Genomic DNA, 22,165 nt, shown 5'->3' with positions numbered 1-22,165 from the left:
AAAGTAATAATTTTGTTTATCATAAAAGTCGTTATTAATTAATTAGCCCATTTGAAAACTGAGTAGTTACCTTTCAAATTTATTAAACACCGACATAGTAAACGCTTGGCAAAAAGTGACCAGCAATAAAAATATTATCTTTGATCTTAATTTTTTTATAGCGGCTACCCTGGTTGAACTTCACTAAGTAACCAGGTACGAAATGCCTCGATATCCTGATGTTTAACATGAGAGCTGGGGTAAACGAGATAAAAAGCTTCATCGGTTGCAATTTTAGTTTTAAACGGGGTAACCAACTTACCTGAATCAATAAGATCCTTTACCAGGCTGGTGCGACCAAGCGCAATACCCTCCCCCAATACCGCCAACTCCAATGCCGATACCAACGTGTCCATATAAAAGCCCTGGCTGGTCTTCATATCTTTATAATTGGCCTGACTGAGCCAGTGTCCCCAACCTTCTTCATAGCCCATCACGTGCAGCAACATATGCTCAGAGAGATCAAAGGTGTCTTCGTCAATCGGGTATTTTGCCAGGTAGTCGGGACTGCACACAGGAAAGAGCTCATCCCAGGTTAACCGGTCGCTGGTCATCCCCTGCCAATGGCCCTTGCCGTAACGAATTTCCAGATCGCTGTCCAGGCTGTTTTCCCGCTCAACTTCATTCACCCAGATATTGCTGGTCAAACGCAGGTTAGTATCCGGGTATTGCCTTCTAAAATTTTTCAGCCTCGGTGCTAACCACTTAATAAAAAACACCATATTCACTTTAATGGTCAGCAGGCTCGTTCGACCATGGCCAAAGATCTCTTCCGTGGCAACGGTCAGGCGTTCAACAGAATCGTGGACAGCGGGCAGGTAGGCGGCCCCGGCATCGGTCAGCTCCAGTCCCCTTGGTAACCGACGAAACAATAAACAACCCAACTGGCTCTCCAGCCCCTTGACCTGCTGGCTCACGGCAGCCTGAGTCAGGTTTAGCTCGTTAGCCGCATGAGTAAAACTCAAGTGCCGGGCAGAGGCCTCAAACGCCCTGATCCAGTTTAAGGGCGGCAGTCGTTTTTTCATAAGAACACCGTATAAGTGCCTGAGCATTTGAAATCATCTTGCAAACTGGCCGGATCAAAGGGAAGTTAACGACTTAAACAAATGTTTAATTATTATTTTCAAGATTTTTAGCTTTGTTTTTAATATTACATAACTTAATAAACAGCACTTACAAATTATTTTATACCTTTGCCATAAGTTTTATTGATTGTCTTCAAACCGAAAGCTGCTCAAAATCATATCATGTCGTAAAAGTCGCTAGTACGCAAAAACAGGTACATGAGGAAATATTACTTTCTGTCGTCTAACCTGACCTCTATGTTTATATCACTTCCCGAAGACTTACCATCCAGCCTGCCTGAGTATATTGCTCAACGGCAGGACCAGAATATTCAGCTGCATGAGCGGTTGCCCGGCAACAGGCCCGGATTGAACGACTCGATAACGCTCCCAACCACCATGCCCTCCTGTTTGTGCAGAAGAGGTGATCGCGCATGAAGACATTCCCGAGGGACCCACCCGTTACGGTCGGGAGCCCAGCTCCGATCAGGCGATGGAAATTAAGGTTAAGACCATTCAAAAGCAGTCAGGAAAGAACGGCTCAGTGTTCCGGATGACCCGACCTTCCCCCTGCACAATAACCCTTGCGCCAGTCAGTGCAGGCGTTTTTGAGTACTTACCCGTGCGTCCAGGTTTACCGAGCGGAGCGATACTATGAACAGCCCAAAGTCAGGAACCGGTATTTTCGCCAATACCCATCCCGTGATGAGCAGAGGCTCGGCGATAGTCATTGTCGCCTTTGTCCTTTTCACGATCATTGCCCCGGCATACGCTAATAGTCTCTATGAAGCCGCCAAGCGCTTTATCGCCACAAGTCTGGCCTGGTATTACACTCTCCTGATGAGCTTCTTTTTACTCCTGGCCATATACACAGCGTTCAGTCGCTTTGGCCGCATTAAGTTAGGCCATGACCACGACAAACCCGAATACGGCTTCTTTTCCTGGTTCTCGATGCTGTTCAGTGCGGGTATTGGTATCGGCATCCTGTTCTGGAGTATTGCCGAGCCAATTTACCACTTGCAAAGCAATCCTTTTATTGCCGAAGGCCAGGCAAAAACCGTGGCAGCCGCACAGGTAGCGATGCGCGTCAGTATCTTTCACTGGGGCTTACACGGTTGGGCACTATTTGCGATTACGGGTATGGCATTAGCTTATTTCACCTACCGCAAAGGCTTGCCATTATCGATCCGTTCTGGCTTGTACCCGACCTTTGGCAACAAAATATACGGCCCGATTGGTCACATGGCGGACTTGCTGGCGGTTTTCGGTACTGTATTTGGTATCGCCACCTCGTTGGGACTTGGCGCACAGCAGATGAACGCAGGTATTAGCTACCTGTCTGGTATCAATATCAGCCCGGCCAACCAAGTGATCATTATTGCGCTCATTACCGGATTGGCAACGCTCTCAACGTTAAGAGGCCTGGACAAAGGCCTGAAAAAAGTCAGCGAATTAAACATGCGCCTTACCGCATTAATGCTCACCTTCTTTATTGTTCTGGGGCCAACTGCTTATTTACTGGGAGCCTTTGTCACTAACCTGGGTGATTACATGACACATGCCGTCGGGCTCGGTTTTTGGGTTGACCCGGATCCCAAAAGCCAATGGCAAAGTTGTTGGACCCTGTTTTATTGGGGCTGGTGGATCGCCTGGGCACCCTTTGTCGGCATTTTTATTGCCCGTATCTCTAAAGGCCGTACCGTCAAAGAGTTTATTCTGGGAGTCTTGACCGCACCAACGTTACTGGCAACCTTTTGGATCACCGCGTTTGGTAATACGGCTATTTTTATTGAACTCTTTGGTTCAGGCGGGGTCACAGAGGCCATTAATAAAGACATTACCACGGCTTTGTTTGTCACCATGGAGTTAATGGACCTGGGTACGGTTGTTGTAGGAATCGGTGCCATTATCTGCATAGTCATGCTGGTGACTTACTTTATCACTTCTGCTGACTCGGCAACCCTGGTTATTTGTACGTTGGTGTCTATGGGAGAACAAAAACCTCCACCCAAGTTGCGGATGTTCTGGGGCTTACTTATTGGTGCGGTTGCCGGTGTATTATTAATTGCCGGAGGCTTGAAAGCGTTACAAACCGCCTCTATTGTTGCGGCACTGCCCTATTCAATTGTGCTGGCGCTTACTACCTGGGGCTTGTATAAGGCTTTTCGCGAGGAACCCAATATTGACATGCCATACTCAGTCACCCCTGGTGATACTCCACTGCCACCGGAATACGGTCAAAGCTATGCGCTCAAGCGCAGTAAGCAGGAAACAGCGGAGTGCCTGGCGACTAATCAAAATGTTTAGCGCATCATTTCGATGAGTTTGATGTGTACAATCTCCGTTCACCCTGAGCGGAGTCGAAGGGTGATTGGCACAGTCTTTATTCAGGGTATGGTGTTTACGCCCTTCGTCCGTGCATCCTGAGCGGATCCAAAGGACGCTCGGTGTGAGCGGCATGGATATCAACGCTTGCCAGTGAATAGACTGTCCTGACGAATAAGGAAAACCACATGTCTTCACAGATCATTCTGCCGCGTATTCTGCAAGTTGGTGAACATGCGAGTTTGGCAGTCGCTGATATTTTAGCCAGCATGGGCTGCTCCCGCGCCCTGATTGTCACTGATAACATGATGGTTAAATTAGGCTATGTCGCTAACATCACAAAAGTACTGGAACAGCAACATATAACGTTTGATGTTTTCTCAGACACCGTGCCCGAGCCCACCGTTGCCTCCATTCAAGCCGGGGTGGAAATGGCCAGGGCAGGCGATTATGACGGCATGATTGCTTTAGGAGGTGGCAGTTCAATCGATAGCGCCAAAGCCATTGCAATGCTCGCTCAATACGGCGGTGACATGAAAGATTACCGCTTCCCGCGTATTGTCAACGAACCCGGCGTCCCCCTGATTGCGATTCCAACCACCGCCGGTACCGGCTCAGAAGCAACCCGTGTCACCATTATTACTGACGAGACCAACGACGAAAAAATGCTCTGTATTGGCACCGGCTTTATGCCCGTTGCCGCACTGGTGGACTACACGCTGACCATCAGTGTACCAGCCCGAACCACCGCAGATACCGGTATTGATGCCCTGACCCACGCCATAGAAGCTTACGTCAGTAAAAAAGCCAATGTTTACAGCGATACGCAGGCCATTGCCGCGATGAAACTGATTGCGCCAAACCTGCGCAAGGTTTACCAAAACGGTGAAGATCAACAGGCCCGGGAACTCATGATGCTGGGCTCGACCCTGGCAGGTGTCGCCTTCTCCAACGCATCGGTTGCCCTGGTACACGGCATGAGCCGTCCTATTGGCGCTTTTTTCCACGTGCCGCACGGTTTATCGAATGCCATGTTATTACCGGATGTCACGGAATATTCCATTCCTGCCGCCCCCGGGCGCTACGCGGATTGTGCCCGGGCTATGGGCATCGCTGCGCCACAGGACAGTGACCAGCAAGCCAATAAAAAATTATTAACGGAACTCAAAGCCCTCAATGAAGAGTTATCCGTACCAACGCCTGAGCAATTCGGTATCGATAAAAAGGAGTTTTTCTCCGTTTGCCCGACAATGGCAGAACAAGCCCTGGCCTCAGGCTCACCGGGCAATAACCCAAGAGTACCAAGCGCAGAAGAACTCGTAAGCATGTACCAGGCACTATGGGATTAGCACAATGCTCAAGCACTCATGAATCAACTGTGCCTGAGTGCTAAAAATATCAGCCCCGGGAGGACATCCATGAATACCATTGGTCATTTTATCAACGGTGAAATGGTCTACGATAATGAACGCACCCAGGCAGTGTATAACCCCGCAACAGGCCAGGCAGAAAAACAAGTCGCGCTGGCTTCCGTCGCTACCGTTGAAGAAGCGATCACCAAGGCTGAAGCCGCTTATCCAGCATGGCGCAATACCCCGGCAATAAAACGCGCCCGTGTCATGTTCAAGTTCAAAGAATTACTGGAACAAAACGCCGAAAAAATTTGCCAGCTTATTGGTCAGGAGCACGGCAAAATTTCACACGACGCTGCGGGTGAATTACAACGCGGTATTGAAAATGTCGAATACGCCTGTGGTATCCCTGAATTATTGAAAGGTGAACACAGCAAAAACGTTGGCCCGAATATCGACGCCTGGAGTGAATTTCAGCCACTGGGCGTGGTCGCGGGTATCACCCCGTTTAACTTCCCGGTTATGGTGCCACTGTGGATGTTCCCAATGGCCATTGCCTGTGGCAACTGCTTTGTTCTAAAACCGTCTGAGCGTGATCCCGGTGCCACCATGCTGATCGCTGAACTATTAAAGCAGGCGGGATTACCTGACGGCGTTCTGAATGTGGTGAACGGTGATAAAGTTGCGGTGGACACTTTACTAAACGACGCGCGTATTACAGCGGTCAGTTTTGTTGGCTCAACCCCCATTGCCGAATACATCTACCAAACCGCCAATAACAATGGCAAGCGATGCCAGGCGCTTGGCGCTGCCAAAAACCACGCCATTGTGATGCCAGATGCCGATATGGATAACGCCGTAAACCAGTTACTCGGTGCCGCCTTTGGCTCCTCTGGTCAGCGCTGTATGGCGCTATCCGTGGTAGTAGCGGTTGGCGATCAGGCCGCCGATGCATTAGTGGCAAAAATGGCTGAAGCCATGAAAGGCCTGAAAGTTGGTGCCTGCACCGATAGCAGCAACGACTTTGGCCCGGTTATTACCGGTGCTCATCGCGACAAGGTGGTCAGCTACATCAGTCATGCCGAAAGCCAGGGGGCAAGCATCGTCGTTGATGGCCGCACCCCGAACGTCGATGGCTACCCCGATGGCTTCTTTGTTGGCGGCACCCTGATTGACCGGGTAACACCGGAAATGACCAGCTACCAGGAAGAAATCTTTGGTCCGGTACTGCAAGTTGTCCGCGTTAACACCATGCAAGAAGCGATGGACTTGATCGATGCCCACGAATACGGCAACGGTACCTGTATTTTTACCCGCGACGGCGAGGCAGCCCGTTACTTTTCTGATCACATCCAGGTGGGCATGGTCGGCATTAACATACCGCTACCAGTACCCGTTGCTTACCACAGCTTTGGTGGCTGGAAGCGCTCGCTGTTTGGTGACTTGCACGCCTACGGCCCTGACTCCGTGCGTTTTTACACCAGGCGCAAGACCATTACTCAACGCTGGCCTTCTGCCGGTATCCGCGAAGGTGCTCAATTCTCGATGCCGATAATGAAATAATTGATAGCAAGCCTGCAGAATAAAGCAAATATGGCATCGGCACTCTTAACGAAAAGTGCTGTAAAAAACTGACCCGAAAGAGCCACTCCTTTCGGCGGTAGACAACTTAAGTCGTTTAGATTTTATTGGCATCGGCTTTCCCCCTCCTCGTTCCCAAGCTCCACGTGGGGACGACGCAAAAAAAAACCGGGCATATAAAGCCCGGAAAGAACGCACAGAACAACAATTACAGGGAGGTCTCACTCATTTAAATGGTTAAAAATCAAGCTCCGGCACCATCAGGGAAGAGCCGGATGACTTGAATCAGAACCAGTATTCAACACCAACGGATGCTTCTTTGAAGCTGTCAGTTTTCCAGCGGCCACCAAAGGTTTCGCCTGCATCTACGTCACGATAACGGCCATAAACTACCGCATTAGAGTCAATCTTATACAGCAGTTGAGTTGACCACACATCATCACTGGTATTCTGCTGTTTAACTCCTTTAACTTCCAGATCCTCATTCCCGGCATAGCCCACTTTAGCCTGCCATTTATGATCAGCACCAAAGTTATACATCAAGCCAACAGAATAAGAGTTCTGCTCTTCATCAGCACCAACATTGTTATCGGCTTCAGCTACTCGATACTGGGCAAAATAACCAACTGGACCATGGCCACCCTGAACTCCCACTAAATAAGTTGTATTATCCCAGAAAGTTGTTGAAGTAGTCCCATCTTGAGTGTCGTAGTTCATCTCATAAGCCAGATCGAACTGCACCCAGTTACCTTCGCCATATTTAAAGTTCTGATGGGCAGCTGCACCATGGTAATAGTTACTCCCTCCTTTTTCACTTCCAGTAGCTCCGGCACGATCCTGTCCAGCACCTGCTGCGAGATCAAGAGTAAAGCCTGACCACAGCTCTTTAGAGTCCCAACGGACAGTATCTGACTGACGGTCATTGAAGTTATTACCACCAATAATGCCACCCCAGTCATAAATATCACCTAGCCCCGGGTTAGAAGCAGGCCAGTCTACAACTTCATATAAAGGAGTCAGTACACGACCGGCACGAATCAGACCGAACTCAGTGCTGTCAAGACCGACAAAGGTATCACGCTTGCCCAGATAGCCTTCGCCACCGTTTTCTCCGGCAAAAGACTCATCAACATAACCACTCTCAATCTGCCAGATGAACTTGGTGTGAGATGGCAGGCCGTCAAAGTTTGCATAACCACGTAACCCAATCCGGCTCTCATTGTTCACTTGGATACCATCATTGGCTTTGGCGTTTTCGTAGTCACGATTAGCAACCTGAACAGCAATAACACCGTACACATCGTAACCATATTTATCTTCACCATGGTTTTCCGCAACCGCAACCGTAGAAGCCAGCGCAGCCAGTACAGAACTTGCAATAACTGTTTTCTTAAACATCGCCATTAATCCCCATTAACTCCTGGTGTGTTTTCTGCTTTTTTAGAAAGACAGCACTTTCTGTTTATTGTCGTCCGTCGTTTTTAAGGTCTTCGCCCTGTTCAACGACCCGCTTCAACCCAGGCAACCCTGTCGTCAAGAAACGGTGACATTTGTAAACGCTTGTCAGTTTATCTTTTCGCAAAAAAAATGTAACCGGTTTCCGCAACCGGTTTCAACCTTTTCTTGACATTTTTGTCATAAATCAACTTTTCATGACTTTTCACATCACACTAAAAAAACACAAAGCAAAAAATTGATTTACATCATAGAAACCAACCGTTAAACCACCATTGCAAATCTCCAGGAGCGAATTTTCTGCCCGGTAAGGCTGCTCACCTGCTCACCGAATCACTTGCACACCCCGAAATCCCAATAGCTTCAGCCATATACAGCAAGCCAGAAACTGCCTGAAAAGCACCAATGTAACCGGTTACAGAAACCGGTTGCGTCATGATTACTTCTGTGATTTCATTGTCAACGTAATGAAAACTTCCACATACGGTTTCCCGTTCAGTTCATGGTCACTTTGACCAGGCTCTTAACAAGAGCAAACGGAATTACTGTACTGGACCAACAAAACTGACCTGTCTTGGAATTGAATAGCGGAGTCACTGTGATGAAAAAGATTTTTCTATGCTGCAGCGCAGGTATGTCAACCAGCATGCTGGTTAAGAAAATGGAACAGGCCGCGGTGGATCGTGGCCTTGAAGTAAAGATCGATGCCGTTGGTATGGCCAATTTTGAACAAGCCATCGAGTCTTACGACGTTTGTCTTCTTGGCCCACAGATAAAGTTCAAGCTGGCCGACTTTCAGGCTCATGCGGCAAAACTGCACAAGCGTGTAGAAGCTATTGACCCAATGGCCTACGGCATGATGAAGGGTGAACAGGTTCTTGATCAGGCACTTGCCCTGCTGGAAGAAACTGCATAACAACAATAACAACGACGGTTGCAACACAGAAGGCGCTCATTCAGGGCTCTTTTTTTAAGAGAATGGGGATTAACCATGAAACTGTACGACCAACTCATACAATTTGTAGAGCAGAAGCTGGGGCCAATAGCCGGCAAGCTGGGTGCTCAACGTCATATTACCGCACTGCGTGATGGCTTTCTGGTGGCCATGCCCTTCATTATTGTGGGCAGTTTCATCCTGATTTTTGCCAACCCTCCGTTTGCTGCCGATACCACCAACGCTTTTGGCCGTGCCTGGCTGGACTTCGTCGCTGCCCATCGCCCGACCATCGTCATGCCCTGGACCATGAGTATGGGCATCATGTCCCTGTTCATCACCATGGGTGTTGCCTACTCTCTGGCCAAATCCTACCAGATGGACGCCATTGGTGCCGCAGCCCTGTCGGCCATGTCATTCCTGCTGGTGGCTGCCCCTGAAAAAGGCTGGGCTCTGCCACTGAACCACTTTGCCGGTACCGGTATCTTCACCGCACTGCTGGTTGCCTACTTCTCCGTAGAACTGACCCGCATTCTGAAGAAGTACAACATTACTATTCGCATGCCTGAGCAGGTACCGCCAGCCATTGCTGCGTCCTTCGCTCTGCTGGTTCCGGTGCTGGCGATTTTCGTAACGCTGTACCCACTGAGCCTGTTTGTACAGTCTGGCTTTGATATGCAGATTCCCGATGCGGTAATGACCATCTTCAAGCCACTGGTCAGCGCCTCCAACAGTCTGCCAGCCATCATTGGCGCACTGCTGCTCTGCCAGCTGCTGTGGTTCGCGGGTATTCACGGTGCCAACATTGTTGTAGGTATTCTGTCGCCTATATTCCTGGCTAATATTAGCGCCAATGCTGCTGCCTACGCTGCCGGTGAAACCATACCTAACCTGTTCACTCAGCCTTTCTGGGACTTCTATATCTTTATCGGTGGTGCCGGTGCAACTCTGTCTCTGGTTATCCTGATGAGCTTTAGTAAAACCGCTCACCTGCGCAGCGTTGGCCGTATGAGCTTCCTGCCTGGCGCATTCCAGATCAACGAACCGGTTATGTTCGGTGCCCCGGTGGTCATGAACCCAACCCTGTTCATTCCATTTGTGATGGCTCCGGTGGTGAACGCCATCATCGCTTACGTTGCCGTTAACACGGGCATTGTTGACAAAGCCATCGCGGTAACGCCATGGACTGCTCCGGCCCTGATCGGTGCCGCCTGGGGTGCTGGCTGGGCCTTCAAGGCTTCTATCCTGACTGCGGTACTGATGGTGATTGACCTCATGATCTACTACCCATTCTTCAAGGCCTACGAGAAGCAGGTGATGGCCCAGGAACAGGCCACAGCCACAGGTGCCACCAAGACTGAAACCGCCGGTAACCCAGCCATCGCGTAACACCTTTCCTTCCCACCGGCTGAGTCCGGTGGGTGTATTACCCCCTTATTTTCAGGAGACTTCCCATGAACGTCGACAACGTTGTAATGGAATTGATCGTTAAATCCGGCGAAGCCAAAAGTCAGGCCCTTGAAGCCCTGGCCCACGCCCGCTGTGGCGATTATGTCAAAGCGGAAAAATCCCTTGCCGATTCCCGCGAAGCTGGCAGACTGGCCCATAAAATGCAGACTGCCCTGATCGCTGCCGACAATGGCGAAGGCAAAGTACCCGTTAACCTGCTGCTGGTTCATGCCCAGGATCACCTGATGAACTCCATGCTGGCACAGGATATGGTAGAAGAGATGATTCGTCTGTATCAGCGACTGGACAACCAATAATTTTTTAAACGACTGAACGCAGCCATTTTTCTAAGTTGTTTTTCGGCATTCAGAATGCTCATAGCGAAAAGATGCCCATAGCAAAAAAAGTACCCAACAAGGTATTTTCACGAAAAGCCCGGCGAAATCAGATCGGATTCAGGAGAAGGCAATGGCGAGCATAAAGGACGTAGCTGAACTGGCAGGGGTTTCCAGGGCAACGGTATCCCGGGTTCTCAATGAGACAGGCCAGATTAAGGAAACGACCAGAGAGCGCGTACATAAGGCGATGAAAAAGCTGAATTACCGCCCGAACCCTCTTGCTCGCTCGCTGGCAACCTCTTCTTCCAACACCGTTGGACTGGTCGTTACCTCCTACCGGGGCTCCTTTTTCTCCGAGCTGATGGCTGAAGTTCAGGAAGCGATGGACCAGCAGGAAAAATTCCTGCTGGTCAGCCGCGGTAAACGCTCACGGGAAAGTGAGCAACTGGCAATCCAGCGATTGAAGGATATGCGCTGTGATGGCCTTATTCTCCATGCCCGTAATCTATACGACGAAGAACTAATTGAGCTGGCCGGGGAAGCAACACCGTTCATCATCCTGGACCGTCAGGTTGTGGGTCTGGAAGACCGCTGCGTTGCCTTTGAGCACGCAGAAGCCGGTAAGCTGGCCGTTAACCATCTGATAGCGCATGGCCATCGCAAAATTGCCTGTCTGGCAGGCCCACGGGAGCGCCTGACTGCGCAGTTGCGCTTCCGGGGTTATGAGCAGGCACTGCGTGAACACCACATCGAACTGGATGAATCACTGGTGGCTGAAGCGGATTATGACCGGACAGGGGGTTATCACGCCATGGCAGAAATACTGGCAAAACACCCGGATATCACTGCCGTGTATTCCTGTAGTGAAGAGATGTGTGTCGGTGCATTTGACCTGTTCAGAGAACGCAGCATGACCGTTCCTGGCGATATATCCATGGTCAGCTTTGACAGCGTCAGCATCTGCACCATGTTAAGGCCAGCAGTAACAACAGTGCACTTTCCCATCAAAGAGATGGCGGCCCGGGCATCAGAAGCGCTTTCAGGCCTGATGAATCACCAACCGTTGTCGGCACTGGAAACATTTAAACCGGAATTACGACCAAGAGAGTCCGTCCGTACTCTTAAGTAACCATTTAAGGGCGAAGGATCTCAGGAAAATAGCATGAAAAATCTTAAGCTGACGATTATTGGCGGTGGCAGTAGCTACACACCGGAGCTGGTTGACGGCATTATCCGCCGTATCCGTGAGCTGCCTGTTACAGAAATCTGCCTGGTTGATGTTGAAGACGGCGAACACAAAGTGAACATTATCGCTGATCTGACCAGGCGCATGATCGAAAAAGCCGACCTTGATATTAAAGTATGGGCAACGCTGAACCGTCGTGAAGGCATCAAAGACGCCCAGTTCGTCATGTCCCAGTTCCGTGTGGGTGGCCTGGCAGCCCGTGCCCGCGATGAACGTATCCCCCTGAGATACAATGTTATCGGCCAGGAAACCACCGGGCCTGGAGGTTTTGCCAAAGCACTGCGCACTATCCCTGTTATTCTCGACATCTGTCGTGATATTGAAGAAGTTGCCCCAAACGCCTGGCTGATCAACTTTACCAACCCGGCCGGCATGGTAACCGAAGCCGTTATCAAGCACACCCGGGTAAAAGTGATGGGTCTGTGTAACGTCCCCATCAATATGCACTACTCTATTGCCCGCATGCTGGGTGTTAAGCCGGAAGAGGCTTCCCTGGATTTTGCCGGTCTGAACCATATGGTGTGGGTTCACAAGGTTTCCGTTGCCGGTGCAGACAAAACCCGGGAAGTCCTCAAACTGCTGGGTGATGGCGCCAGCCTGAACATGAACAACATTACTGAAGAGCCATGGGATCAGTCCTTCCTGAAGGCCCTTGGTGTGGTTCCCTGCCCTTATCACCGTTACTTTTATCTGAAAGAGGCGATGTTGGCGGATGAACTGAAAGCAGCAGAGTCTGGTGGTACCCGTGCAGAACAGGTGATGAAAACCGAAGAAGAGCTGTTTGAACTGTACGCTGATCCTGATCTGGACCATAAGCCAAGCCAGCTGGAAAAACGTGGCGGCGCTTACTATTCAGAAGTTTCTCTGGATCTGGTGGATGCCATCTGGAACAACAAAAAAACGATGAATGTCGTTAATACCCGTAACAATGGTGCCATCAATGGCCTGCCAGACGATGCGGTGGTAGAAATCAATGCCATGGTGGATGCCGACGGTGCTCACGCTATATCTTTTGGTACTATGCCTACCCATCTGAACGGCTTGCTCCAGCAGGTCAAGGCTTATGAGACTCTGGCTATTGATGCCGCTGTTTACGGCGATTACGACAAGGCTCTGATGGCCATGGCACTGAACCCGCTGGTTCCGGATCTGGCCACCGGTAAGAAGATTCTTGACGATATTATCGCCGAGAACCGCGATTACCTGCCACAATTTGCCGACCTCGTTTAATCTGTTTGGGAACCGCAAGGAAAACGCGTTCCGCCGCCCGCTGTCCGAAAAAGCACACAATCCTGGCTGTTTCGGGAGCCGGGCTGCGGATAGCGGGCAACGCTTCTTTATACCTTTGTGGTTCAAAATTCCCATATCTCTGAGGGGGAGATTAATCTCCAACGCCCTATGAAACTGATCGTCAATGCCGATGATTTCGGCCTGACCCGGGGTGTCAACCTGGGCATCATCGAAGCTTTTCAACAAGGTATTGTCCGCTCCACCACCTTAATGGTGGGCATGCCTGCCGAGCGCCATGGAGCTGAACTGGCCAGACTCAATCCGGGATTGAAAGTGGGTATCCATCTGCGTCTGACCGCAGGCACACCCATGGCCGACCATGTTCCTACCCTGCTTGACCAGACCGGTCATTTACAGAATCAGACACGGTTTTGGGACAATCAGTCCATGAACCCGGAAGAAATCGAGCGTGAGCTGCGTGCACAGATTGAGCAATTCTTAAGCCTTGGTGTTGAACTCAGCCATATGGATGGTCACCACCACTGCCATCGCCACATATTGGTTGCCCCTATCGCCAGAAAGTTGGCTGAAGAGTACAAGGTTCCACTTCGCCCTGAAAATGAAATGACCCAATACCGGGGCAAAAGCCTGGGCTTTTCGGACAAGTTTTACGGTGACAGCCTGACCGGTGAAAACCTCCTCGAAATCGTTCGCCAATATCTGGGCAGAGTACAGGTGCTGGAACTGATGGCACATCCGGCACTGATCGATGAACCTCTGCGGGAAGCCAGCGGTTATGCAACCGCCAGAGCCCGTGAGCTGGCCATTCTGACCGATCCATCACTGCCTGAAGCCCTGGCCGGTATGGGTGTTACCATCTCCGATTACAGTTGCCTGCAGGATTAAGCAAATATGGCATCCGAACTCTTGACGAAAAGCGCAGTAAAAAAAACTGACCACAAACAGCCACTCTTTCTGGGGGTAGACGGCGGTGGCACTTCATGCCGGGCACGTATCGCCGATCTTGACGGCAATATCCTGGGGGAAGGGTTCTCAGGCAGCGCAAACCCCCGGACCGGGCTTGATTCAGCCTGCAACGCCATCATGCAGGCCACCCGTGCAGCGATGGCTCAAGCGGGCCTGAAAGAGAACGACTTCGGACGTATGTATGCCGGTCTTGGCCTGGCCGGTGTCAATCAGCAGAAAGAGCGTGATCTGGTTCTGGGTTGGGGCTTTCCGTTTGCCGGCATTTTCCTGGAAACCGACGCCTATGCCGCCTGCATGGGCGCCTTTAATGGCCGGGATGGAGCGATCCTGATCCTGGGCACTGGCTCCTGTGGTGCCAGCCTGATTGATGGTGAAGTGAAAACCCTGGGCGGCTGGGGCTTTCCAATCTCGGATCATGGCAGTGGTGCCAGCCTGGGCCTTGCGGCGATTCGTTACTCCCTGCTGGCCCACGAAGGCATGAAAGAACAGACACCGTTAAGCCGGGCCATCATGGCAACGTTTGACCACAGTCCTGAACAGGCCGTTGCCTGGCAGGACAGCGCACTCCCCAGAGACTACGGATCCTATGGACCGCTGGTGATTGAACATTTAGGCAAGGGCGATCAACTGGCGGAACAGTTAATTCGGGAAAGCGCTGAAGATGCCGCCATGATGATCCGGGTACTTTATCAGCGTGGCGCTAACCAGTGCGCATTGGTTGGAGGGCTGAGTGAGCTCGTTATGCACTGGCTGCCGGAAGATGTCGCTGCCATTGCCACCCTGCCACAGGGTGATGCCATGCACGGTGCACTGTTGATGGCTATGAAACTCTTCTGAAAAACGTTCGGCTTCCATCGGGAAGTCGAATACTCTAGGAGGCTGACCGAGAATAGACTGCCCTACTGCGGTGGCAGCAAATTGGTCTAAAAAGTCGGAAATTTTTAGCAAATAGAACCACTATTCACTAAAAATTTCCGACTTTTTATCCTCAATTTTCTGCCATCCTCGCTACGGGCGCTATTCTCGGTCAGCCTCCTAGTACGCCATTTCTGGGAACTTAATTTTAGAAAAAAGGTCAGAATTAAAACAAAAGGCCAAGAACCATTTAACGAAATGGGTCTTGTGTTTTTTTTCAAAATCATGATTCAGACTATGCACAGTGTAAATAATGGTGATGTTTCAACAATCACTTATAATCCCCCACCAGGAAAACAAAAAACCGAAAATTGATAATATTGATAATAAAGTTTCTCAAAGGGAGAGTGATACCAACAATCCCATTACTCACAGAACATGTAATACAGCAGGGGATGTAGCTGAATCAAGTTCTGTACAGGCTGCCAGGGCCCTACCCGATTTGCCATCAATCCACCTGACAAAAAAATTTTACCGGCCCATAGATAAAAAACCTCTTAAGTTTGGCTGTGAACAACTTACATCGTGTATTAAGAAATGGCTGAATATAAGTAAAAAACCATTTTGTCCATTGTGTCGTCGTAATCCTTGTTTTATTGCCGATACCGGGGTACCTCTCCACTACACAGCTGCTCAAGGCCTGCAGAAAACCATTGGTGCTCTTATTGCCAGAAGTGCGAACGTCAACTCTCGAACCAAAGACGGTAGGACGCCCCCTCCACTTTGCAGCCGAGAAAGGCCAGCCGGATGCCATTTATGAACTGATTGCCAGAGAAGCGGACGTCGATGCTCGAACCAAAAACGGGTTTACGCCCCTCAAATATGCAACCGAGAAGGGTCAGCAGGCAGCCGTTGATGCCCTGATTGCCTACGCTGCAAAGCTCAAGAAGAGAACCACCGGTCCTCATGTCCGAAAAAACACAGTAAGACAATGCTAAAAATCACGCAAAAACAGCAGTAACGCAACCATTTAATTGAAGCCCCTGATAACAGAGGCCTCTTTGAGGGGGTGAATCAGGAAGTCATATCGTCAAAGAACTTCTTGACGCCATCAAAGAAGGATTGCTTTTTAGGTGACTGGTGACCGGCACCTTCTTTTTTGAAGGTTTCATCCAGTTCCCTGAGCAGCTCTTTCTGGCGTTCGGTCAGTTTTACCGGAGTCTCAACCACAACCCGGCACATCAGATCTCCGGCACTGCCACCACGGACCGGGACAACACCCTTGCCACGCAGACGGAACAGTTTACCCGTCTGGGTTTCCGCTGGAATCTTCAGCTTCACCCGGCCTTCCAGGGTGGGGACTTCCAGTTCACCGCCCAGTGCTGCATCCACAAATGTGATGGGTACTTCGCAGTAGAGGTGTTTGCCGTCACGCTGGAAGATCGGATGATCAGCAACACTGACCTGAACGTAAAGGTCTCCGGCTGGTCCACCATTAACACCCGCTTCGCCTTCACCGGCCAGACGAATACGGTCGCCGGTATCAACACCGGGAGGAATCTTGACGGAGAGGGTCTTGTATTCCTGAACGCGGCCTTCACCGTGGCAGACGTTACAGGGATCCTTGATCATCTTGCCTGTGCCGCGACAGTCAGGGCAGGTTTGCTGCACAGAGAAAAAGCCCTGCTGCATACGCACCTGACCAATACCACCACAGGTTGTACAGCTGACAGGCTGAGTGCCTTTTTTTGCGCCGGAACCATCACACCCGGTACAGCTCACCAGTGTTGGAATACGGATTTTCTTGGTAACGCCGCGAACGGCTTCTTCGAGGCTGAGTTCCAGTTGATAGCGGAGATCGGCACCACGCTGGACGGAACTGCGACTGCGGCCACCGCCAGCACCGAAAATGTCACCAAAGACATCGCCGAAGATATCGCCGAAATTACCACCGGCAAAACCGCCGGCACCGCCCATGCCACCCATGTTCGGATCGACACCGGCGTGGCCGTACTGATCGTAGGCCGCTTTTTTCTGGCTGTCGGAAAGAATTTCAAAGGCTTCGTTGATTTCCTTGAAGCTATCTTCCGCTGCTTTATCACCCGGGTTACGGTCGGGGTGATATTTCATGGCCATACGACGATAGGCCTTTTTTATGTCCTTGTCTGAAGCGCTCCTTTCTACACCCAGCACTTCGTAGTAGTCGCGTTTTGACATCAGAAAAACCCTGAGCTACCTGCATTCACCAGTCGAGCATGAAAACACAGAGCTAACTGGATTCATGGTCAAGTCTGACAAAGCCATCATTTTGATATATACGACAACGCGGGAATGAATCCCGCGTTGTGACCTTATCATCAGTCATTGATGATCGAGTTGGTCTTACTTCTTGTCATCCTTTACTTCTTCAAACTCAGCGTCAACGGCGTCATCAGCTGCTTCAGCCTTTTGCCCGGCACCGGCATCAGCCTGGGCTTCACCCTGCTGCTGAGCTTCAGCATACATCTTCTGGGCCAGACCGGCAGAGGCTTCAGACAGTGCCTTGGTCTTGGCTTCGATTTCTTCCTTATCGTCACCTTTGACCGCAGCTTCAACGTCTTCGATCGCCTTGGTGATGGCCGCCTTCTCTTCTTCAGTGGCCTTGTCACCGGCTTCTTCCAGCGTCTTGCGGGTAGCGTGCGCCAGACTGTCAGCCTGGTTACGGGCCGCCGCCAGCTCTTCGAACTTCTTGTCGTCTGCTGCGTTGGCTTCAGCATCCTTGACCATTTGATCGATCTCTTCGTCCGACAGACCGGAAGATGCCTTGATCACAATAGACTGTTCTTTGCCAGTTGCCTTGTCTTTTGCAGAAACATTCAGAATACCGTTGGCATCCAGGTCGAAGCTGACTTCGATCTGTGGCATGCCGCGAGGTGCTGGTGGAATGTCTGTCAAGTCAAAACGGCCCAGGGACTTGTTGTGAGTCGACTGCTTGCGCTCACCTTGCAGAACGTGAATGGTGACTGCACCCTGGTTGTCGTCGGCCGTAGAGAACACCTGGGACTTTTTGGTCGGGATGGTGGTGTTCTTTTCGATCAGTGGCGTCATTACGCCGCCCATGGTTTCGATGCCCAGGGTCAGCGGAGTAACGTCCAGCAGCAGAACGTCTTTAACGTCACCGGCCAGAACCGCAGCCTGGATGGAAGCACCCATGGCCACCGCTTCGTCAGGGTTAACGTCCTTGCGAGGCTCTTTACCAAAGAACTCGGCCACTTTTTGTTGAACCAGTGGCATACGGGTCTGACCACCCACCAGGATAACTTCGTCGATGTCAGACAGGTCCAGGTCAGAGTCCTTGACCGCGATGCGGCATGGCTCCAGGGAACGGGCAACCAGGTCTTCTACCAGGGATTCCAGCTTGGCACGACTGACTTTAACGTTCAGGTGCTTGGGACCGGTGGCATCGGCTGTGATGTAAGGCAGGTTGACGTCTGTCTGCTGAGTAGAAGACAGTTCAATCTTGGCTTTCTCAGCGGCTTCTTTCAGACGCTGCATGGCCAGTGGGTCGCCTTTCAGGTCGATGCCCTGGTCTTTCTTGAATTCGTCGGCAAGGTATTCGATCAGGCGCAGGTCGAAGTCTTCACCACCCAGGAAGGTGTCACCGTTGGTGGCCAGTACTTCAAACTGGTGCTCGCCGTCTACGTCAGCGATCTCGATGATGGATACGTCGAAAGTACCGCCACCCAGGTCATAAACGGCGATGGTCTGGTCGCCTTTTTTCTTGTCCATGCCGTAAGCCAGCGCCGCAGCGGTTGGCTCGTTGATGATCCGCTTAACCTCCAGACCCGCGATACGGCCTGCGTCTTTGGTAGCCTGACGCTGGGAATCGTTGAAGTAGGCAGGAACAGTAATAACCGCTTCAGTCACTGGCTCGCCCAGGTAGTCTTCAGCGGTTTTCTTCATCTTCTTCAGGATTTCGGCAGAAATCTGTGGTGGTGCTTTCTTGTCGCCCTTAACCTCAACCCATGCATCGCCGTTTTCTGCTTCGACAATTTTGTACGGCACCATCTTGATGTCTTTCTGAACAACGTCATCTTTGAAGCGACGGCCGATCAGACGCTTGATGGCAAACAGGGTATTGTCAGGGTTGGTAACCGCCTGGCGCTTGGCTGGCTGGCCTACCAGAATCTCTCCGTCGTCGGTGTAGGCGATGATGGAAGGCGTAGTACGTGCGCCTTCGGCGTTTTCGATGACTTTGGATTTATCGCCGTCCAGGATCGCCACACAGGAGTTGGTGGTACCCAGGTCAATACCAATAATTCTGCCTTTACTCATTTTGAGTCTCTCCATTGCCCATAATCAGGGCGGAAAACTTTGAAATCTTTGTTCGCTGCCCAATGCTTTCAACCGATGTTGAGTCTGGTGAAACAGCGTTTAGGTGGTGATTACCACGATCTTGGTTTGCTATATGGGAGCGGTCTTTGCTTTTTCAAGGGGCTCTTGCAAGATTCTCGATCAGCCTCCCGGAGCCCCTCTTTGGTTAAGCCGCTTTGGAAACCACCACCATGGCCGGGCGGATAACTCGACCGTGCAGTGTGTAGCCTTTCTGGAAGACATTCATCACGGTGTTGGGTTCCATATCCGGGTTGGGCACCATGGAGATGGCCTGATGGAAGTTCGGGTCGAACGGCTGGCCTTCAGGGTTAACCTGCTCAACACTGAATTTTGCCAGGGCATCCAGCAGCTGTTTGTGGGTCAGGCGCATGCCTTCGAGCATGGTCTCGTGCTGACCTTCACCCTGTTCTGCGCTTTCAATGCCTTTTTCCAGGCTCTCGACCACAGGGATCAGTTCGTTGACGAACTTCTCCAGGGCAAATTTGTGCGCTTTTTCGACGTCCTGCTCGGCGCGGCGCTTGGTGTTCATGGCTTCGGCATGAGCGCGCAGCGCCTGGTCTTTAGCCTGGGCAAGTTGCTCTTCGAGCTCTTCAATGCGTCTGGCGCTATCGTCGCTGGCCTGCTCTTCGGCCTGATCTTCTGAATCAGCCGCTTCTTCCAGAATCGGGTCAACGGCTGCTTCAGCGTCAGCAGAAATTTCAGTTTCGTTGGCTTCAGGTTGCTCGGCCTGATCTTCTGCTTTGGTGTTTTCTACAGTCATTCCAACGTTTCTCCGGATGTCAATCCAGCCTGAAGTGCTGGCTGGAACGTGTCTTCGTGTTATGGGCCGTGGTGCTTCCGTAGGAGGCTGTCCGAGAATAGACTGCCCTACCGGCAACTGCTCCTGCGTTGCTCTAGCTCCTGCATCCATGCAGTCGTGCGGTGGCAGCAAATTGGTCTAAAAATTCCGTTTTGTTCGGCAAATAGCCCCGCTATTCACCTCACAAAACGAAATTTTTATCCTCAATTTTCTGCCATCCTCGCTACGGGGTCGCCTAGACGGGCGCTATTCTCGGACAGCCTCCTAGGGCCCCGGGGCAAAAGTAAGTATTAAGTGATAGCCTAATATGGGGTTCATGGCAGCTTATTCAAGGGGAAATTTGCTTTACCAATTCGGGTTTTAAGTTTACTGTATAAATAAACAGTAACCCGATATGCAATTGGGATCGTGAGAGCTGCCATGCTGAACCAAATTTCCATCAGCAACTATGCCATCGTTGACCACCTTAACCTGGACATCAATCCCGGGATGACCGCCATCACCGGGGAAACCGGTGCCGGTAAATCCATTATGCTGGATGCCCTCGGGCTGGCCCTGGGAGGCCGGGCGGGCAGCGACTGTGTGCGTGATGGCGCTGATCGGGCCGATATCCGCGCCTGCTTTGACCTTCAGCGCATACCTGCCGCAAGAGAGTGGTTGCAGGAGCGAGATTATGACGGCGAGCATGCTGGCGGTTCCGAATCCTCGGCGAACGAATGTATCCTGCGCCGGGTGGTTACCCGTGAAGGTCGCTCCCGGGGCTATATCAATGGTATCCCGGTCACACTTGCCGAGTTGAAGGGGCTGGGGGAGCTGTTAATCGATATTCACAGTCAGCATGCCCACCAATCATTGTTGAAAAAGAGCAATCACGCTGAGCTGCTGGATGAGTTTTCCGGCTCGCTGGCGCTGTCCCGGGAAGTAGCGGATATGGCCGCTGATTACCGCCAGACCAGTGCGCAATTGCATACTTTATTGTCCGATCAGCAGGACCGGGAAGAGCGGGTTCAATTGCTGAGTTATCAGTTGCATGAGTTGGAGCAGTTAAACCTTCAGCCTGGGGAGGTTGAGCAGTTGGAGCAGGAGCATCGCCAGCAATCCCAGGCAGGTGCAACCTTATCGGCCTGCCATCAAATCACCCGGGTTTGTACCAGTGACGATGGTGATAATTTGCTGCAGCAGCTCTCTTTCTGTCTGCACCGCCTCAGTGAACTGCAGGTTGAGCATGCCGCCATCAATAACTCTCTGGAGATGCTGTCATCCGCGCAGATTCAGGTGGAGGAAGCGGTTGGCGAGCTGAATCATTTTATTGATCACTTTGATGCCGATCCGCAAAGGGCCCGGGAAATCGAAGACCGGCTCAGTGCTATTTTTGATCTGGCTCGCAAACACCGTATCCAGCCGGAAGCGTTGCTGGAAAAACAACAGCAGATCAGCGAAGAGCTGGAAAAAGTTCAGTGTCATGATGAACAGGTCGCCGACCTGGAACTGTCCCTGGAACAGCAGCAGAAAAAACACAATCAGTTAGCCGAAAAACTGTCTGCCAGACGCAGGGCTGCCGCACGAAAACTGGAAAAACAGGTGTCTGAGCGTATTGCCTTTCTGGGTATGCCCAAAGGTAAGTTCTGTGTCGAGCTAACAGACATTCCTGATCGCACGGTTGCCTCTCAGGGCTTTGAAGCCATCGAGTTCCTGGTGACCACCAACCCGGGGCAACCTCCGCGCGCCCTGGCCAAAGTGGCTTCCGGTGGAGAGCTTTCCCGTATCAGTCTGGCCATTCAGGTGATTATTGCGCAAACCGCGTCAACGCCAACGCTGGTGTTTGATGAGGTGGATGTCGGTATTGGTGGCGGCACAGCAGAAATCGTGGGCAGTATGTTGAGAGAAGTGGGTAAAAAAGGGCAGGTGCTGTGTGTTACCCATCAGCCCCAGGTGGCATCCCAGGCCCATCAGCATCTGCACGTCAGTAAGAAAGTCAGTCGTAAGGCGTCCAGCACCCGTATTCTTGAGCTGGATGGTGAACATCGCATACACGAAATTGCCCGAATGCTGGGGGGCGTTGAGCTGACAGCACCAACATTAAGTCATGCCCAGGAGATGCTGTTTCAGGCTCAGGTGCAAGCCGTATAAATGCTTC

At 51.2% G+C, this 22,165-nt stretch carries 17 protein-coding genes; 12 read left to right on the top strand and 5 right to left on the bottom strand.

The window, feature by feature from the left end; all coding sequences use genetic code 11:
- Positions 1–164: 164 nt before the first annotated feature.
- A complete protein-coding gene (gene gcvA / locus CX664_RS02015; RefSeq protein WP_101745099.1) occupies positions 165–1,064 on the bottom strand; it encodes a transcriptional regulator GcvA in 900 nt (299 codons plus the stop codon).
- Positions 1,065–1,757: 693 nt separating this feature from the next.
- Here gcvA and CX664_RS02010 point away from each other — a divergent pair.
- From CX664_RS02010 to CX664_RS02000, 3 genes are all read left to right on the top strand, one after another.
- Complete coding sequence (locus CX664_RS02010; RefSeq protein ID WP_219622115.1) at positions 1,758–3,410, top strand: BCCT family transporter; 1,653 nt, start codon at positions 1,758–1,760, stop codon at positions 3,408–3,410.
- A gap of 206 nt (positions 3,411–3,616) precedes the next feature.
- Positions 3,617–4,777: an iron-containing alcohol dehydrogenase gene (locus CX664_RS02005; RefSeq protein ID WP_101745098.1), complete on the top strand. Its 1,161-nt coding sequence runs from the start codon at positions 3,617–3,619 to the stop codon at positions 4,775–4,777.
- Between the two features lie 69 nt (positions 4,778–4,846).
- Positions 4,847–6,343, top strand: coding sequence for a CoA-acylating methylmalonate-semialdehyde dehydrogenase (locus CX664_RS02000; protein ID WP_101745168.1), 1,497 nt, complete (start codon positions 4,847–4,849; stop codon positions 6,341–6,343).
- A 303-nt stretch (positions 6,344–6,646) separates the two neighbouring features.
- Here CX664_RS02000 and CX664_RS01995 read toward each other — a convergent pair whose 3' ends face one another.
- Positions 6,647–7,759 carry a porin gene (locus CX664_RS01995; RefSeq protein ID WP_244910614.1) on the bottom strand — a complete coding sequence of 371 codons (1,113 nt, stop codon included), beginning with the start codon at positions 7,757–7,759 and terminating at the stop codon, positions 6,647–6,649.
- Between the two features lie 658 nt (positions 7,760–8,417).
- Between CX664_RS01995 and CX664_RS01990 the strand changes: the two genes are divergently transcribed.
- From CX664_RS01990 to CX664_RS01955, 8 genes are all read left to right on the top strand, one after another.
- Positions 8,418–8,732 (top strand): PTS sugar transporter subunit IIB, encoded by a 315-nt coding sequence (locus CX664_RS01990; protein WP_101745096.1) that lies wholly within the window; start codon positions 8,418–8,420, stop codon positions 8,730–8,732.
- A 75-nt stretch (positions 8,733–8,807) separates the two neighbouring features.
- A complete protein-coding gene (locus CX664_RS01985) occupies positions 8,808–10,139 on the top strand; it encodes a PTS sugar transporter subunit IIC (RefSeq protein ID WP_101745095.1) in 1,332 nt (443 codons plus the stop codon).
- Between the two features lie 65 nt (positions 10,140–10,204).
- Positions 10,205–10,516 carry a PTS lactose/cellobiose transporter subunit IIA gene (locus CX664_RS01980; protein WP_101745094.1) on the top strand — a complete coding sequence of 104 codons (312 nt, stop codon included), beginning with the start codon at positions 10,205–10,207 and terminating at the stop codon, positions 10,514–10,516.
- Between the two features lie 151 nt (positions 10,517–10,667).
- Entirely contained in the window at positions 10,668–11,666 is a 999-nt protein-coding gene (locus tag CX664_RS01975; RefSeq protein WP_101745093.1) for a LacI family DNA-binding transcriptional regulator, read from the top strand.
- A 33-nt stretch (positions 11,667–11,699) separates the two neighbouring features.
- Positions 11,700–13,013, top strand: a complete 1,314-nt coding sequence (locus CX664_RS01970; RefSeq protein ID WP_101745092.1) for a 6-phospho-beta-glucosidase — start codon at positions 11,700–11,702, stop codon at positions 13,011–13,013.
- A 117-nt stretch (positions 13,014–13,130) separates the two neighbouring features.
- Positions 13,131–13,919: a chitin disaccharide deacetylase gene (gene chbG / locus CX664_RS01965; protein ID WP_206679313.1), complete on the top strand. Its 789-nt coding sequence runs from the start codon at positions 13,131–13,133 to the stop codon at positions 13,917–13,919.
- Between the two features lie 6 nt (positions 13,920–13,925).
- The gene (locus CX664_RS01960; protein WP_244910613.1) at positions 13,926–14,837 is read left to right on the top strand and encodes a glucosamine kinase nucleotide-binding domain-containing protein; all 912 of its coding nucleotides are present in this window, start codon (positions 13,926–13,928) and stop codon (positions 14,835–14,837) included.
- 734 nt (positions 14,838–15,571) lie between these two features.
- Entirely contained in the window at positions 15,572–15,853 is a 282-nt protein-coding gene (locus CX664_RS01955; RefSeq protein ID WP_163369613.1) for an ankyrin repeat domain-containing protein, read from the top strand.
- 76 nt (positions 15,854–15,929) lie between these two features.
- Here CX664_RS01955 and dnaJ read toward each other — a convergent pair whose 3' ends face one another.
- The 3 genes from dnaJ to grpE all read right to left on the bottom strand — a co-directional run bounded on the left by dnaJ (position 15,930) and on the right by grpE (position 19,989).
- Entirely contained in the window at positions 15,930–17,072 is a 1,143-nt protein-coding gene (gene dnaJ, locus CX664_RS01950) for a molecular chaperone DnaJ (protein ID WP_101745089.1), read from the bottom strand.
- 165 nt (positions 17,073–17,237) lie between these two features.
- The gene (dnaK, locus tag CX664_RS01945; RefSeq protein WP_101745088.1) at positions 17,238–19,169 is read right to left on the bottom strand and encodes a molecular chaperone DnaK; all 1,932 of its coding nucleotides are present in this window, start codon (positions 19,167–19,169) and stop codon (positions 17,238–17,240) included.
- Positions 19,170–19,374: 205 nt separating this feature from the next.
- Entirely contained in the window at positions 19,375–19,989 is a 615-nt protein-coding gene (gene grpE, locus CX664_RS01940; protein ID WP_101745087.1) for a nucleotide exchange factor GrpE, read from the bottom strand.
- A 459-nt stretch (positions 19,990–20,448) separates the two neighbouring features.
- Between grpE and recN the strand changes: the two genes are divergently transcribed.
- A complete protein-coding gene (gene recN / locus CX664_RS01935; protein ID WP_101745086.1) occupies positions 20,449–22,158 on the top strand; it encodes a DNA repair protein RecN in 1,710 nt (569 codons plus the stop codon).
- Positions 22,159–22,165: the final 7 nt, after the last annotated feature.

This window comes from Endozoicomonas acroporae (assembly GCF_002864045.1).
Taxonomy (GTDB): domain Bacteria; phylum Pseudomonadota; class Gammaproteobacteria; order Pseudomonadales; family Endozoicomonadaceae; genus Endozoicomonas; species Endozoicomonas acroporae.
Note: the sequence above shows the minus strand (reverse complement) of the source record. Positions and strands in the feature narration are given on the sequence as shown.

Coding starts and splice junctions, on each gene's coding strand:
- CX664_RS02005 (WP_101745098.1), top strand. CDS start 3,617: ATGTCTTCACAGATCATTCTGCCGCGTATTCTGCAAGTTGGTGAACAT.
- grpE (WP_101745087.1), bottom strand. CDS start 19,989: ATGACTGTAGAAAACACCAAAGCAGAAGATCAGGCCGAGCAACCTGAA.
- recN (WP_101745086.1), top strand. CDS start 20,449: ATGCTGAACCAAATTTCCATCAGCAACTATGCCATCGTTGACCACCTT.
- CX664_RS01975 (WP_101745093.1), top strand. CDS start 10,668: ATGGCGAGCATAAAGGACGTAGCTGAACTGGCAGGGGTTTCCAGGGCA.
- CX664_RS02010 (WP_219622115.1), top strand. CDS start 1,758: ATGAACAGCCCAAAGTCAGGAACCGGTATTTTCGCCAATACCCATCCC.
- CX664_RS02000 (WP_101745168.1), top strand. CDS start 4,847: ATGAATACCATTGGTCATTTTATCAACGGTGAAATGGTCTACGATAAT.
- CX664_RS01980 (WP_101745094.1), top strand. CDS start 10,205: ATGAACGTCGACAACGTTGTAATGGAATTGATCGTTAAATCCGGCGAA.
- CX664_RS01985 (WP_101745095.1), top strand. CDS start 8,808: ATGAAACTGTACGACCAACTCATACAATTTGTAGAGCAGAAGCTGGGG.
- dnaK (WP_101745088.1), bottom strand. CDS start 19,169: ATGAGTAAAGGCAGAATTATTGGTATTGACCTGGGTACCACCAACTCC.
- CX664_RS01960 (WP_244910613.1), top strand. CDS start 13,926: ATGGCATCCGAACTCTTGACGAAAAGCGCAGTAAAAAAAACTGACCAC.
- CX664_RS01970 (WP_101745092.1), top strand. CDS start 11,700: ATGAAAAATCTTAAGCTGACGATTATTGGCGGTGGCAGTAGCTACACA.
- gcvA (WP_101745099.1), bottom strand. CDS start 1,064: ATGAAAAAACGACTGCCGCCCTTAAACTGGATCAGGGCGTTTGAGGCC.
- CX664_RS01995 (WP_244910614.1), bottom strand. CDS start 7,759: ATGTTTAAGAAAACAGTTATTGCAAGTTCTGTACTGGCTGCGCTGGCT.
- dnaJ (WP_101745089.1), bottom strand. CDS start 17,072: ATGTCAAAACGCGACTACTACGAAGTGCTGGGTGTAGAAAGGAGCGCT.
- CX664_RS01990 (WP_101745096.1), top strand. CDS start 8,418: ATGAAAAAGATTTTTCTATGCTGCAGCGCAGGTATGTCAACCAGCATG.